Source organism: uncultured Ferrimonas sp., assembly GCF_947489035.1.
Classification (GTDB): Bacteria; Pseudomonadota; Gammaproteobacteria; order Enterobacterales; family Shewanellaceae; genus Ferrimonas.
On sequence record NZ_CANLCI010000023.1, the window covers coordinates 27,208 to 42,327 of the forward strand.

The following is a 15,120-nucleotide window of genomic DNA, read 5'->3' on the forward strand; positions in this document are numbered from 1 at the left end:
TTCACTGGCGTGAGCAAGTTCAAAAAACCGCACCCCCATCGTCTATCCCTTTTGACTTAGTGTGTGTTTCTTGTTCAACTACGCGGCTGAATTTTAAAGCAATGAATGTAATTCGTTGATTGTAAAGAAGTTGCCAACTTATGGCAGTTGCTAACCGCATGGGTGTTTGATGTTTAATTTGAGTAACCGCAGCCTGAAAGTACAGTTGGGGCTGATGTTAGCCTTACTGATTTCACTGGCTTTTGCTGCCACCGCGACCATTGTTTATTACCAAAGCTCGGCAGCGTTAACGCAAAAGGCGTTGAACAACCATCAGGCTGAAATTAAAGCGCTGAGCCACACCCTAGAAAGCAGCTTCGACAGCTACTTAGCGCAAGCGAAAACCCTGCAAAGTGCGCTCAGCAAAGAATACTTAGCCGGCGTTGATTTCGACGGCAGCAGCGTGATGGTGAATGGCGTTAGCATGCCGCAGTTGGCGGCTGGCGGTACCCTGCTGAGCAGCAACGCCATCATCGATAAGTTTGGCCGCGATACCGGCATTCCCGCCACGGTGTTTGTGCGCGATGGCCGTCAATTTATGCGGATCTCCACGTCGTTGACCAACACCAACGGTCAGCGCATCTTAGGCACCCCACTGGATCCTCGCAGCGCCACTTACCAAAGCATCAACCGCGGTCAAGACTTCTACAACAAGGTGTCGCTATTCGGGCGGGATTACATCACCTACTACTCGCCGCTGATGAACGCCAAAGGCACCGTTGTTGGCGCCGCTGCGGTGGCGATGGACGTGTCTGAAGTCTCCAAAACCCTGTTTGCCACCATGGCTGAGATCCCTTGGGGCGATACCGGTTACTCCATCGTGTTTGATAACAGTGCGGCCAACCGCGGCACCTATCTGCACCACCCACTGCAGGAAAACTTAGGCCAGAACATCATCTCTAAGGCCACCGCAGAAAAGCCATTCCAAAAGCTGTTTGAAGCCGACACCGGGGTGATCCGCTACCCGCACGTATACAACGGCGTGAGCGGCGAGAAGTACCTGGCGTTTGCCAAAGTGGAAGGGTGGAACTGGGTTGTGACCGGCGGCACCTTCATTAAAGAGGTGACCAAAGAAACCGAAACCATGCTGGAAGTGCTGATCGGTGTCGCCATCTTGGCGTCGGCCATCACGGTTATGCTGGTGATGATGTTGCTGGGGCGGATGTTGCGGCCACTGCAAGACGCCAACGAATACATGACCGCACTGGGTTTGGGGCGCGTCAGTGTCGACATTCCACGGGTAGACGACGACAGCCGCAACGAAGTGACGGCCATGACCTACAGCATGCGCCAAATGGCCAAGCAGTTGCATCTGTTGGTGGGCGAAATTAAAGGCACCAGCGAGCGTTCCAGCGAAGGGGCCAGCCAAGTGGCCACCCAAGCGAACAACAGCTTGACCCAATCCGACAGCCAGCAGCATCAGATTGATCAGATGGCCGCCGCGATTGAAGAGATGGCGCAATCGGCCAACGCCGTGGCCGAGCAAGTGGAAACCGTGGCTGTTACTGTGCGTACCGCGAACAACGACAGCGAAAAGGGCAGCGTGCTGGTGCAAGAGATGGAGCAGCAGATCGGCAGCTTTGATGCCCAGCTGAACGCCTCGACCGACGCCATTCATAAGGTGAACGACGAGTCGAAAAACATCCAAGCGGTAACCAGCATGATCGATTCCATCGCTGAGCAAACCAACTTGTTGGCCCTGAACGCCGCCATTGAAGCCGCCCGTGCTGGCGAGCAAGGCCGTGGCTTTGCGGTGGTGGCCGACGAAGTGCGTCAGCTGGCCCATCGCACCCAAAACAGCGTGCAGGAAGTGGTTGGGATCATCACTCAGTTAGAACAGCGGATCGGCTCGGCGGTGGAGTTGATGAACGAAAGCCAGCAAACCAGCGTGGTGGTGAAAGAAAAAGCCGCCGCCGCCGGTGAATCCCTGCGCAGCATTACGGTGCAGATCAACGGCATTGCGTCGATGGCAGAGAACATCGCTGCCACCTCAGAGCAGCAAGCGCAGGTCTCGCAAGAGATCGCTTCCAGCGCCGGTAACGTCAGCGACTTGAACCGCTTAACGCGCACCAGCTCGGCTCAAACCGCCGACAGCGCGACCGAGCTGCAACGTTTGGCTGAAAACCTCAATAAGCAGGTGGATTACTTCAGCTAAGCCGCTGCAAGCCGTTACAAAAACTAAAAAAGGGAGCTGGTGGGCTCCCTTTTTTGGTGTTGCCAGTGCGCGCTAGGGCGGTGCACTGGCGTTGGCGGTGTGGCTGTTTAAGGCGCTACGGCCGCCAAGTTTGCCTTGGGCTGCAGGTGCTTATCAAAGAAGGTCGCCATCATGGTGTGCCAGTGGGTGCGGGTCTTTTTGCCGCGCAGGCTGTGTTTTTTGCCCGGATAGGTCATCAGTTCAAACTGCTTGTTGTGATCTTGCAGCTGCTGGATCAACGCGGTGGTGTTGCTAAATAGCACGTTATCGTCGGCCATGCCGTGGTAGATCAGCAGCGGCTTATCCAGCTGCTTGGCGTAAGGGAAGACCGAGGCTTGCTCGTAGGCCTTGGGCACTTTATCTGGGTGGCCTAGATAGCGTTCGGTGTAGTGGGTGTCGTAGAGGCGCCAATCGGTTACCGGCGCGCCGCTGATCCCCGCCGCAAAGTGATCGCCGGCTTTAAACATCATCATCAGCGCCATGTAGCCGCCGTAGCTGTGGCCAAACACGCCAATGCGGTTGCCATCGACAAAGGGCTGCTGGGCTAAGAACTTGGCGCCGGTTAGCTGATCCGCCACCTCGGGCTGGCCCATGCGCTGGTAGATGGCGCGTTCAAACTCGGTGCCACGGTAGTTAGAGCCGCGATTATCAACGGTGAAAACCACGTAGCCCTGCTGCGCCAGATATTGGTGAAACGGCTTATCCCAACTGTTGGTGACCAACTGCGCGTGGGGGCCGCCATACAGGTAAACGATGGCGGGGTATTGCTTGTTGGCATCAAACTGACTGGGCTTGTACATGCGGTAGTGCAGAGTGTGCCCTTGGGCGGCTTTGATGGTGCCAAACTCTGGGGTAACCCATTGATCAAGATAGGCCTTAAGCGGGTGGTGCTGGGTTAACTGGTTTTGCTCAATCCAGGCTAGGTGCTTGCCTTGATTGGTGTGCAGCGACACCTGCGGCGGCTGGTTGGGGCTGGAAAAGGTATCGAGGTAGGCCGAGCCATCGTCGGCAAAGGCGAAGGCGTGCATGCCGCTGCGCTGGCTGACTTGGCGGATCTTGCCGCCGTTTAAGCTGACTTGGTACAGCTGCCGTTCCAACGGGGTGTTTTTGCGGCCACTGAAATAGACCAGCCCTTGCTGCTTATCAATCGCTTCCAGTTTATCCACCACCCAATCCCCTTGGGTTAATTGGCGCAGCATTTTGCCTTGGTTGTTGTACAGGTACAGGTGCTTAAAGCCGTCGCGTTCCGACGCCCAGATAAAGCGTTCACCGTCGTCAAGGAAGCGCAAATCGTTGTGCAGGTTGAGCCAGTGCTTGCTGCGTTCGGTCAGCAAGGTGCGCTGCTCGCCGCTGTGCATGTCCACCAGTTCCAGCTTTAAGGTCTGCTGATCGCGGCTTTGCCACTGAAAGCTCAATTGGTTGGCGTTGGCCCAGCGTACCCGGGGCAAGTAGAAATCGGGCTGATCACCCAAATCGATCCACTCCACTTGGCCGCTTTGTACCTCAAGCACCCCCAGTTCAATGTTGACGTTGGCCTGACCGGCGGCAGGGTAGCGTTGCTGGATCATCTCGATGCGATCGGCGTAGATCTCGGAACGGCTGATCTGCGCCACCGGCGTTTCATCCACCCGCAAAAACGCAATTTTGCTGTCATCCGGCGACCACCAATAGCCGCTTAATCGATCCATCTCCTCTTGAGCGACAAACTCCGCCATGCCGTTTTTGATCGGCCCTTTGCCATCAAAGGTCAGCTGGGTTTCTTCGCCGCTGGCCAGCTCGGTAAGGTACAGGTTTTGGTCGCGCACGTACGAGACAAACGCCCCTTCCGGCGACACCTTAATGTCGGTTTCAAAGGCGTCGGTTTGGGTGATCCGGCGGGCGGCATGATCGGCCAGTTGGTAGTGGTAAACGTCCCCCGCTAATGGGAACAGCAGCGCACTGCCGTCGTCACTGAAGCGGTACTCCATAATGCCGCTGCCAAAGATCCGCTGCCGTTCGCGGCGCGCTTTCTCTTCGTCAGACAGCAGTTCATCGCCTTGATGCAGTTGCTGCGAATCCACCAATAAACGATGCCGCTGTGCCCGCAGATTGTATTCCCACAGATCGAACCGTTGGTAATCGTTACTGCGGCCTTTGAGGTAGGTAACCCGATCGCCATCGGGGGAGAATTGCAGTGCTCGTGGGCTGGCACCACTTAATTGGGGATCGGCAAAAATCCGTTCAATGGTGAGCGGTTGCGCCAAGGCAGCGCTGCTGAATAGGCTTACGCTTAGGGCGCTAAAGCCAAGGGCTAGTGTTTTGATATCCATATCGAAATGTCATTTTACTGTTTTCTTTATGTTACCAATTTTGTGCGGGCGAATGCTGCTGTTTGCGCGCCGAAAAAGTGTGAATTTTTCATCGGAATGAGGGTTTTAACGACCTGAAAACGAGCCTTATTGTGGGTGGAAGAACGCTAAATCTGTCGACTTTGCTACGTTTTAAGCTCGCTCCAGCGCGGTGATAAGACGACAGAGGGGTTCTATGAACAAGTGGCTGATGGTGATTGGCATGGCGGTACTGTGGTTGTTAGCGGGGTGCGAGCAACCCCCGCAACAGCAACAGGGGTTTCCGCCGCCGCAAGTTGGGGTGATGACGGTTGCCAGTGCGCCGTTGCAGCTGTCGTCGATACTGGCTGGGCGCACCCACGCTTCGTTGGAAGCGGAAGTGCGGCCACAGGTCTCGGGGATCTTGCTGCAGCAACTGTTTACCGAAGGGGCCGAGGTCACGCAGGGGCAGCAGCTGTATCAGATTGATCCCGCCACCTATCAAGCGGAACTGGCGCGCGCCGAGGCGGATCTCAGCAAGGCGCGAGCCAACCTGAAAAGCGCCAAGGCCAAGGCCGAGCGTTATCAAATCTTGGTCAGTTCAAAAGCGGTATCGAAACAGGATTACGACGACGCCGAAGCGCAATACGAACAAGCCCAAGCCGATGTGAATACCGCCCAAGCGGCCAAACGCAGCGCCACCATCAATCTGGAATACACCAAGGTGTACGCGCCCATCAGTGGCCGTGCTGGCAAATCCGGGGTGACCGCAGGAGCGTTAGTGACCGCCAACCAAAGTGATGCCCTCGTTACCGTGCAGCAGTTTGATCCGATGTACGTGGACGTCAGCGAATCCAGCGGCGAGCTGCATCAGCTGCGCCGCGCCTGGGCCAGCGGCGAGATTGTGCATACCGACGCCGATGGCGCCAATGTGTCGCTCTATTTTGACAGCGGCGAAAAGTATGGGCGTGTGGGGGCGTTCAAGTTTGCCGACATCAACGTTAACCCCTCAACCGGCACCTTCACCATTCGCACCACCTTTCCCAACCCCGATGGCGAGCTGTTGCCGGGGATGTTTGTTCGTGCCGAGTTGGTTAAAGGCACCAAGCAAGACGCGATCTTGATCCCCGCCAAAGGCGTTAGCCGCACCGCCACCGGCGAGGCGTCGGTGATGCTGGTGGGCGCCGACAACGTGGTGGAACAACGCACGGTGGAGGTGTCGCAGATGATCGGCAGCAGCTGGTTGCTGCAAAGCGGCCTCAGTAATGGCGACCGAGTGATTTTAGAGGGGCTGCAATTTGTGCGTCCCGGAGCGCCGGTAGGCGGTGTGCAAGAGCTGAAGCAGTGAGGGCAAACTGATGGCGCAGTTTTTTATCGACCGACCCGTATTCGCTTGGGTACTGTCAATCATGGTGATGCTGGCGGGGCTGTTGTCGCTCTCAAGCTTGCCAATCGCGCAATACCCCAATATTGCCCCACCGCAAATTCAGATCAGCGCGTCCTACCCCGGCGCGTCGGCCAAAACCGCCGAGCAAACGGTCACTCAGGTGATTGAGCAGCAACTGACGGGGTTGGATAACCTGCAGTACATCGCGGCGACTTCGGATTCGTTTGGTTCCAGCACCATCACCTTAACCTTTTTGGCGGGCACCGATCCCGACGTGGCGCAGGTGCAGGTGCAAAACAAGGTGTCTGCCGCCACCGCCTCGTTGCCGGAATCGGTGCAGCGCCAAGGGGTAACGGTGGCCAAAGCCAGCAGCAGCTTCTTAATGGTGCTGGCGCTGTACAGCGAAGATGGGCGCTTATCCGCTGGGGATCTGGCCGACTTTGTTGCCAGCCAACTGGAGGATCCCTTAGGGCGGGTGAACGGGGTGGGCTCGGTGCAGCTGTTTGGCTCGGCCTACGCCATGCGGGTGTGGCTGGATCCCAACAAGCTGGAAGGCTTTGGGTTGATGCCGTCGGATGTGAATGCCGCCATTTCGGCTCAGAACAGCCAGATCTCGGCAGGGCAGTTGGGGGCGGCACCGCTGCTGCCGGATCAGCAGCTCAATGCCACCATCAGCGTGCAAGCGCTGCTGACCACCGTGGATGAATTTGAGCAGATCCTGCTGAAAGTGAACGCCGATGGTTCCAAGGTGTTGCTGCGGGATGTGGCGCGGGTTGAGCTGGGCTCGGCCAACTACAACACCTCAAGCCGTTTTAATGGCAAGCCCGCGGCAGGGGTGGCCATCAGCTTGGCCACCGGCGCCAATGCGCTGGACACCATGCAGGCGGTGAACGATCGGCTGGAAACCCTGCGCCCTTACTTTCCGGCGGGGGTTAACGTCAAACTGGCCTACGACACCACCCCGTTCATTGAACTGTCGATTGAAAACGTGGTGCACACCCTGATTGAAGCGGTGGTGCTGGTGTTCTTGGTGATGTTTCTGTTTTTGCAGAACCTGCGCGCCACCTTAATTCCCACCATCGCCGTGCCCGTGGTGTTGCTGGGCACCTTTGCCATCTTGCTGGCGATGGATTACAGCATCAACACCCTAACGATGTTCGCGATGGTGTTGGCCATCGGCTTGCTGGTGGACGACGCCATTGTGGTGGTGGAAGGGGTGGAGCGGATCATCGCCGAAGAACACCTGTCGCCGCTGGCAGCCACCAGCAAAGCGATGAAGCAACTGTCTGGCGCCCTTATCGGCATCGGCTTAGTGCTGTGTGCGGTGTTTGTGCCGATGGCGTTTTTCGGCGGCACCACCGGCATCATCTATCGTCAGTTTTCGGTCACCATTGTGTCGGCGGTGGCGCTGTCGGTGTTGGTGGCGCTGATCTTATCGCCCACCTTGTGCATTGCGCTGATGCGCCACAGCGAACCGAAGCAAACCGGGTTCTTTGGTTGGTTTAACCGCACCTTTGATGCCATCACCAACAGCTACGTTAGCCGAGTAAAGTGGATCAGCGGCAAGGTGCTGTTGTCGATGTTGCTGTTTGGGCTGCTGACCGCGGTTGCGGCGGGCTTCTTGTCGCGGCTGCCAAGCTCCTTTTTGCCGAACGAGGATCAAGGCTTGATGATGGGCATGGTTAGCCTGCCTGCTGGCGCCACCCAAGATCAAACCTTGGCGGTGTTAGAGAAAGCCGAGAACTACGTGATCAACCAAGAAACGGCGGCGGTAAACTCCATCTTTACCGTGGCCGGTTTCAGCTTTGCCGGTAATGGCTCCAACGCCGGCATGTTCTTCATGAACTTTAAGCCTTGGGCTGAACGGGATAACGCCGAAGGGCAATTGAACGCGGTAATGGCGCGCACCCAAGGCTTTTTGTTCAGCATTAAAGAGGCGCTGGCTTTTGCTTTTGCGCCACCGGCGATCATTGAGCTGGGCACCGCCACTGGCTTTGATATGCACCTGCAAGATCGCGCTGGGGTTGGCCATGCGGGCTTAATGGCGGCGCGCAATCAGTTGCTGCAACAGGCCAATCAACACCCGCTGCTGATGAACGTGCGCGCCAATGGTTTGGATGACACGCCGCAGTTTGTGGTGGACATCGACAAGCTGAAAGCGGAATCGTTTGGGGTCAGTGTGGCCGACATCAACAGCAATTTAACCACCGCCTTTGGTTCCTCCTACGTTAACGACTTTGTTGATCGTGGCCGAGTGAAACAGGTGTATGTGCAAGCCGATGCCGCCTATCGCATGGGGCCAGAGCAGCTGGATGATTGGTATCTGCGCAACAGCAGCAACGAGATGGTGCCGCTGAAAGCGATCAGCAACAGCCGCTGGGAGTATGGCTCGCCGCGGTTAGAGCGCTACAACGGCGTGGCGTCGATGCAGATCCAAGGCCAGCCGAAGCCCGGCGTTAGCACGGGGGCGGCGATGGATGCGATGGAGCAGTTGGTGGCCGGTTTGCCCGGTGGGGTGGCGCTGGAATGGACCGGCATGAGCTACGAAGAGCGGGTGTCGGGCAACCAAGCACCGCTGCTGTATGCGCTGTCGATCTTGGTGGTGTTCCTGTGTTTGGCGGCGTTGTATGAAAGCTGGACGGTGCCGTTTTCGGTGATTTTAGTGGTGCCGCTGGGGGTGTTAGGGGCGGTGTTGGCAACGTGGTTGTTTGGCCTGTCTAATGACGTTTACTTCCAAGTGGGGCTGCTGACCACCGTGGGCTTATCGTCGAAAAACGCCATCATGATCGTCGAGTACGCCAAGCAGTATCACGATCAGGGCATGACCATTTTGGAATCGGCGTGGCGGGCGGCGGAAGTGCGGCTGCGGCCGATCATCATGACCTCGCTGGCCTTCGGCTTTGGGGTGTTGCCGTTGGCGATCTCCAGCGGGGCGGGTTCCGGCGCGCAAAACGCGGTGGGCACCGGCGTAGTTGGCGGCGTACTGACCGCCACCTTCTTAGGGATCTACTTTATCCCGCTGTTCTTTGTGTTTGTGATGCAACTGTTTAGCCGCAAGGCGGAGGCCACCGGATGAGAGCATATTCTTGGAGCGCCTGCGCTTGGCCACGGTTGTCGTTGCTGATGCCGCTGTTGTCGGCATTAACGCTGAGCGGTTGCATCAATCTGGCGCCGGATTATCAGCGCCCTGCTGCGCCGATCCCCGCGCAGTGGCCGCAAGCGGCGGATAACGGCGAAGAGGGCGAACCCGCCGCATCAAGCGGCAGTCAGGCTGAGCTGGATTGGCGTCAGTTTGTGTTGTCGCCGCAGCTGCAGCAGCTGATAGAACTGGGGCTGCAGCACAATCGCGATCTGCGTATTGCCGCCCACACGTTGCGCCGTAGCCAAGCGCAGTATGGGGTGCAGCGCGCCCAGCAGTTTCCCAATGTCGACGCCAACGTTGGCGCGCAACAGCAACGGTTGCCAGAGGCCGTCAGCGCCGGTGGGCCAGCCAGCATCAGCCGCCAATACAGCGCGAACTTGGGGCTGCTCAGTTACGAACTCGACTTCTTTGGCCGCATCAGCAATTTGGAGCAGCAGGCGCTGTTTAGCTATTTAGCCAGCGAGCAGGGGCGGCGTAATACCGAGATCACCGTGATCAATCAAATCGCCAGCCGTTACCTGTCGTTGGCGGCCAATCACGCGTTGGTGGCGTTGGCGCAAGAGACCCTCGACAGCCAGCAAGATTCGCTGCGATTAACCCAGCAAAGTTTCGATAATGGGGTGGTGTCGGGCTTGGATGTGGCGCAAGCGCAGGTAACGGTGGCAACGGCTCAGGTGGATTTGGCGCGCTTTAAAAGCAGCTTAGCGCAAGATCGCAACGCGCTGGCGGTGTTAGTGGGCACCGGCATTCGCGATGACTTACTGCCATCAGCAGCGCAGTCGGTCTCGTCATCGTGGTTGGCGCCGCTGCAGGTGGGCTTACCCTCCAGTTTGCTGCGGTTGCGACCGGATGTGGTGCAGGCGGAATATCAACTGATGGGCAACAACGCCAACATTGGCGCGGCACGGGCGGCGTATTTTCCGTCCATTTCGCTTACCGCCACGGCGGGGGTATTAAGCAGCGAGCTGGACGATCTGTTCAGTGGCGACGCCCGCAGTTGGAACTTCAGCCCTAGCCTTAGCGTGCCGATCTTTCATTGGGGCGAATTGGACGCGAACGTGGCGATCGCCAAAGCCAACAGCGACATCGCCTTAGCCACCTACGAGCAAACCATCCAAAATGCGTTTCGAGAAGTGGCGGACTCGTTAGCGGCGCGGCGCTATCTGGCGCAGCAGTATCAGGCGCAGCAAGCGCTGGTGGCGGCCACCGGCGAAAGTTTTCAGCTGTCGGAGCTGCGCTTTCGCCAAGGGGTCGACAGCTTCTACAACGTGTTGGATTCCCAGCGCAGCTATTTCTCGGCTCAGCAGCAGTTAATCAGCTTGGATCTGTCGCAGCAAACCAACCTGCTGACGCTGTTTCGTGCCTTGGGCGGCGGCTGGCGTGGCAACCCGTTACCGCCGTTGCCCAGCCCTTAACCCTGCTTTTAATGCAGCCCTTCACCCAGCCCTTAACCCAGCTTAAGTAACAACGGCTGCGTTAAGGGGCGTTTGGCGTTAGCCGCCGGAGCCCAGCGCCAGATGCACTCTGGCACCGCGGGTGTCGAGCTCGACGCGGGTCTCTTTCACAAACACCCGCTCGGGTGGCAACCCCGCCTGTTCAACCAGCAACTGCTTGGTGTTCGCTGCCCGTTGCAGCGCCAATTGCGCCAGCGCCGCATCGGTGATCGGCTGCGTTTCTAGCAGCTTCTCGCGCAGGCGGTTTTGGTATTGCTCGGGTTGCGGCAGTTGCTGTTTCAGTTCGGCCAACACCTCAGCGGCTAATTGCGCTTGCGCTAACTGTTCCAGCTGTTGCCACTGCGCCGGTTCGGTCAGTTGGCTGACGTCGTAACCCAATTGGCTGCTGAGCGCTTGCTGGGCTAACGCGTGCTTGTCGGCGGCGGGGGCGATGGCACCTGCCACGGTCAGGCTGAGCTTCGGCCGCTGTTCTAAGGCGCTGGCCAGCCGTTTCAGTTCGGTTTGCGCTTGCTCGGTCAGCACCACCGTGCCTGGGGCAAACTGCACAAATTCGGCGGGTGGCTCGCCGCCGAGCAAGTTGCCCAACAGCGCAAAGGGGGCGGTAACCGCTTTGGTGATCAGGTTGCCCAGCGCCTGCAGCACCAGCGGGCCGATGGCAAATTGCGGATCGTCCACGTTGCCGCTGATCGCCAGCTCCAAATCGATCACGCCGTTGCTGTCTTGCATCAGGGCGATGGCCAGTGCCACCGGCAAGCTGGTGGCGTGCTCGGAATCGCTGCGCTTACCCAGTTTCAGCTGGTTTAACACCACCTTGTTGTTGCCGTTCAGCTTGTTGCCATCGAGCTGATAGTTCAGCCCCAGATTCAGCTGGCCTTGATCAATAAAGTAACCGGCGTAGGTGCCAGAGTAGGGGTTCAGCGAGGTGAGCTCGATGTTGTTGAAGTTCAGCCCCAGATCCAGTTGTCGCTGGGCCCCAAAGGGCTGCAGTTCGCCTTTTAGGCTCATTGGGGCGTAGCGATCCACTTGGCCATTAATGTCGACCTGCGCGGGCTGCGCAAACTCAGAGCTGAGGCTGCCGATGCGGCCGTTGATCTGCTCGATGCCGGTGGCAAATTTGGGGGTTAGGCTGTTGTCGGCGAAGAAGGCGCTGCCTTGCTGCAGGTTGATGGCACCGATGTTGATGGTCAGCGGTAGCTCCGCTGGCGCAGAGGGGGCGGCCGTCGCAGTCTGGGCGGCGGAATCGGCCGCAGCGGTTGCCGTTGCAGCCTCGGTGTTTTGCTCTGCTTCGGTGCCGAGCTGGCTTAAATTGGTGCTGCCATCTTCATCCACAATGATGCGAGCGTAAGGGTGAACGGCGTCGATGCTGTCGATCCGCAGTGCCATTGGCTGGGTGCCAAAACCGATGCCGTTAAACGCCAGTTGTTGCCACTTCAGCAGATCCCGCTGGCCTTGGGGATCTTGGCTGTGCAGTTGATTGATGGCGGCGTTGCCAGTAAAGCGCAGATCCAGCGGCTCGGTGCTGATCAATTCCAGCTCGCCATCAATGTTGGCGCTGCCACTGTTGAGTTTCAGCGCCAGTTGCTGCTGCCAGTAGGGCAGGGTATCCAGCAGGTTAAAATCTTGCACGCTGAGGCTGGATTGCAAGGTGAGATCCTGCGGCAGCAATTGGCCATCAAATTGGATGCTGGCGCTGTCGTTCAGGCGGCTGGCTAAGGCCAGCGTAATTGGCTGAGTTAAGTCGCTGCTGAGCGGCGCGGCTCGCCACTGCTGCAGATCCAGTTGCCACTGAGCCGGAGCGGGGGCGGTGTTGTCGGTTAGGTTGACGCGCCAATCGTCGATGCTAACGCCACGAACCAGCAGCTGCCATGGGGCTGAGTCGGTGCTGGCGGGCGCGGCGGCAGCGGTTGCCGCTGGCGGGGCTGGCGGCAGCAGTTGCAGCCACGATAAGCCGTTGGTTTCTAAGCTGGCGTTGGCTTGACCGCCTTGCAGGGCGATGCTGTCGAGCTGCACTTGCTGCTGCGGCCACGCCAGTTGCAGGCCGGTAAAGGCCAATTGATCAACATTCAGCAGGGGCTGCGCGGTGCTGTTGGTTTGGCTAAGGGCAAGCTCGGTAAAGAGGATATCGGTGTTACGCACCTTCAGTTGCAGCGGCTGCGCTTGCTGCCCCTGAGCGGGCGGCTGTTGCAGGATGATCTGGCTGTTCAGGGCCAAGGCACCTTGGTTGAGCTCGACCGCCACCGGCGGCTGGATAAATTGCCAAATGGGCGCCAGCTGCAGCGCCGATAAGCGAATGTCGGCTGCAATATTCAGCGGCGTGAATTGGCTGCTCAGTTGCAAGTTCAGCTCGCCGCCATTGGGGCCACGTAACGACAGCTGCAATTGGTTATCGGCACCGGCAAAGTTCAGTTGCTGCCCTTGTAAGTTCAGCTGACTGGCGGTTAACGGCTGTGGCTGATCCTGACGCTGATAACTGATGGCCCCGGCGGTTAAGGCAAATTGGTCGATGGCCAATGGCAGCGGCTTGTTGCTAGCGGCGGGGCTGGCGGGTTCGGCGTTGGGATCCGCTTGAAGCAGCGGCGCAAACAGAGTAACGACATTAAGCTCGCCGTTGCGCTCAACCAAGGTCACGCTGGGTTTATTCAGCTGCAGTTGGTGCAGTTGGCCACGCAGGCCAAACAGCGAACGCCACGGCTCTAGATTGACCACCGCTTGTTGCAGGGTAAAGGCCGCTTGGCCTTGGTCGTCATTCAGTTGCAGCTGATCCACTTGCAGTCGCCAGCTTAATGGCTGAAAACGAATGTCGCCGATGCTGAGACTGCCATTGGTGTGCTCGGCAACCCATTTCGGCAGCTGGCTTTTGGCCAGTTGCGGCATCAGCCAGCCCAATAACAGACAATAAAGAGCTAAGGCGATTGCGCTGTAACTGCCCCATCGAACCCACGATATTTGCCACCACTGTTTCACCTTAAGCTAACTCCTTTTCTGCCGGTGGCCCTAGTGTACCCCCAGTGCCCGCTTAGAAGAATGGCAGTTTGTCGATGGCGGTGCTCGGTTTTCCCTGCGGCGCGCTAAGGAAATCGCGATGGATCGCAGTTGCCGTTGACGGGGCGGGAAAAAAACGGGTTTTAGTTGCGTCTGGCTGGGGGCTGACTTACCCTCCAACCATCCGTTTGCCGTTGGCAAACATCATTGATTGGCGCTGATCTGCAGCGCGTTACCAAAGAGGTCATCATGTCCGTGATTGCTGTGCCACTGCTGGCAAAACCTGAGCTGAAATCTCACCACAAAGCCCGCCACCAGAAGAAATATGGGATTGGCGCTTACGCTGAGATCTGCGTTGAGTTTCGCTTTGAAGGCGACATTGAAAAGTTCGACGCGTTGGATGATGCCTTAACCGAGCTGCAAGGCACCGAAGGTTGGGATCTGTTTATCGCTTATTTCAACAACAAGTACCACGTAGCGGTAAGCTTCTTCAGCGCGCAAGAGTCCCAAGACGATGTGATGGCGAAAATCCAAGGCGTGGTGAAAGCGCAGTTGGGTGACGTAGACGCCACCATCTTAGTGGGCGACGCCAACTACGGCGACTGGGATTCCAGCTACGCCGAGTAAGTGATCGCTTACTGTTTAGCGAAAAAAAGCCGCTCATTGAGCGGCTTTTTTGTGGCCAGCATTTACGCAAGGAACCTCACCGCCGTTACACAGGCAAGCTCCGATAACAGTGAGATAAACTCAACCCGCGATTAAGGCTAAAATATTTTTAACCTCGGTGCTGAAGCGTGCTATTTAATCGGCAAGATAAAAGTTTACCAATGTAATTGTTCTGTTCAAATAGTTATTTATATTCAGTTGGCTTTTTCCCAAAATAGCTTTGGAATGCCGAATTAAACGCACTGGCGGAACCGTAGCCAACTTGAGGAATAATTTCAGCGATAGCAATGCCTTGTTTTAATAAGGTGACGGCGTGCATCATGCGAACACTTAAACGCCACTGGTGAAAATTTACGCCCATCTCTTTTTTGAACAGCCGCGCCAAGGTCTTTTCACTGGCACCGACTTCGATTCCCCACCCAGCCAATGACATTTTATTTTCTGGGTTTTCAATAAGCTGCTGACATATTATCGCCAGACGTCGCTCCGTGCAGTGACTAACACTTAGGGGCGCCGAGCTCGAATTTATTATTTCATCAACGATCACTCTAGCTTTGTAATCATGGATGCTATTTCTTTCCCATGACTGCTGCCAATCGGAACAGTTATCGATTAACTGTTGCAGCAAGGGGCCAATCTGTTTAATGCAGACCTGCTCTGGCAAACCGCGATAGACCTTGGTATCGATGTAGATACTGCGATAAAGGTAGGAACGGCTGGCACGGGTGTTATGGGGGGTATGGGGCGGCAGCCATATCCCTCGATCCGGACTGATCCGAGTCTGCACATCTGGGGTTTCAATGATGGCACTGCCTTCCGCTAAATACAGCAACTGGCCAGTTTTATGGGTGTGGAAATCAACATAAATGTTTGGATCTGAACGGTATTGGTGGCAATACAGTGGATTCGGATTGTTTTCATGTTGTTTAACAGGAATATTCACAACGGGT

Annotated in this window: 8 protein-coding genes; 5 read left to right on the top strand and 3 right to left on the bottom strand. The window is 57.1% G+C overall.

All coding sequences use genetic code 11. The features are described from left to right. The first annotated feature begins 169 nt into the window (after positions 1-169). Positions 170-2,194, top strand: coding sequence for a Cache 3/Cache 2 fusion domain-containing protein (locus Q0796_RS13455; protein WP_298444097.1), 2,025 nt, complete (start codon positions 170-172; stop codon positions 2,192-2,194). A 107-nt stretch (positions 2,195-2,301) separates the two neighbouring features. On the opposite strand, the gene Q0796_RS13460 is transcribed toward Q0796_RS13455, so the two are convergent. Beyond that, positions 2,302-4,542: a S9 family peptidase gene (locus tag Q0796_RS13460; RefSeq protein WP_298444099.1), complete on the bottom strand. Its 2,241-nt coding sequence runs from the start codon at positions 4,540-4,542 to the stop codon at positions 2,302-2,304. A 214-nt stretch (positions 4,543-4,756) separates the two neighbouring features. Between Q0796_RS13460 and Q0796_RS13465 the strand changes: the two genes are divergently transcribed. From Q0796_RS13465 to Q0796_RS13475, 3 genes are read left to right on the top strand one after another with little or no spacing between them, the layout of a single operon-like run. Continuing rightward, a complete protein-coding gene (locus Q0796_RS13465; protein WP_298444100.1) occupies positions 4,757-5,887 on the top strand; it encodes an efflux RND transporter periplasmic adaptor subunit in 1,131 nt (376 codons plus the stop codon). 10 nt (positions 5,888-5,897) lie between these two features. Next, positions 5,898-9,002 carry an efflux RND transporter permease subunit gene (locus Q0796_RS13470; RefSeq protein WP_298444102.1) on the top strand — a complete coding sequence of 1,035 codons (3,105 nt, stop codon included), beginning with the start codon at positions 5,898-5,900 and terminating at the stop codon, positions 9,000-9,002. Beyond that, the gene (locus Q0796_RS13475; RefSeq protein WP_298444103.1) at positions 8,999-10,483 is read left to right on the top strand and encodes an efflux transporter outer membrane subunit; all 1,485 of its coding nucleotides are present in this window, start codon (positions 8,999-9,001) and stop codon (positions 10,481-10,483) included. The genes Q0796_RS13470 and Q0796_RS13475 overlap by 4 nt, the downstream gene beginning before the upstream one ends. Before the next feature lie 78 nt (positions 10,484-10,561). Here the strand turns inward: Q0796_RS13475 and Q0796_RS13480 are convergent, their stop codons facing one another. Then, entirely contained in the window at positions 10,562-13,396 is a 2,835-nt protein-coding gene (locus tag Q0796_RS13480) for a DUF748 domain-containing protein (protein WP_298444105.1), read from the bottom strand. Between the two features lie 357 nt (positions 13,397-13,753). Between Q0796_RS13480 and Q0796_RS13485 the strand changes: the two genes are divergently transcribed. Further along, positions 13,754-14,131: a hypothetical protein gene (locus tag Q0796_RS13485; protein ID WP_298444107.1), complete on the top strand. Its 378-nt coding sequence runs from the start codon at positions 13,754-13,756 to the stop codon at positions 14,129-14,131. 223 nt (positions 14,132-14,354) lie between these two features. Here the strand turns inward: Q0796_RS13485 and Q0796_RS13490 are convergent, their stop codons facing one another. After that, entirely contained in the window at positions 14,355-15,113 is a 759-nt protein-coding gene (locus tag Q0796_RS13490) for a helix-turn-helix transcriptional regulator (protein WP_298444109.1), read from the bottom strand. Positions 15,114-15,120 lie beyond the last annotated feature (7 nt).

Excerpts from the sequence above, each read along its gene's own strand:
- Q0796_RS13455 (WP_298444097.1), top strand. The coding sequence starts at position 170 with ATGTTTAATTTGAGTAACCGCAGCCTGAAAGTACAGTTGGGGCTGATG.
- Q0796_RS13460 (WP_298444099.1), bottom strand. The coding sequence starts at position 4,542 with ATGGATATCAAAACACTAGCCCTTGGCTTTAGCGCCCTAAGCGTAAGC.
- Q0796_RS13465 (WP_298444100.1), top strand. The coding sequence starts at position 4,757 with ATGAACAAGTGGCTGATGGTGATTGGCATGGCGGTACTGTGGTTGTTA.
- Q0796_RS13470 (WP_298444102.1), top strand. The coding sequence starts at position 5,898 with ATGGCGCAGTTTTTTATCGACCGACCCGTATTCGCTTGGGTACTGTCA.
- Q0796_RS13475 (WP_298444103.1), top strand. The coding sequence starts at position 8,999 with ATGAGAGCATATTCTTGGAGCGCCTGCGCTTGGCCACGGTTGTCGTTG.
- Q0796_RS13480 (WP_298444105.1), bottom strand. The coding sequence starts at position 13,396 with ATGCCGCAACTGGCCAAAAGCCAGCTGCCGAAATGGGTTGCCGAGCAC.
- Q0796_RS13485 (WP_298444107.1), top strand. The coding sequence starts at position 13,754 with ATGTCCGTGATTGCTGTGCCACTGCTGGCAAAACCTGAGCTGAAATCT.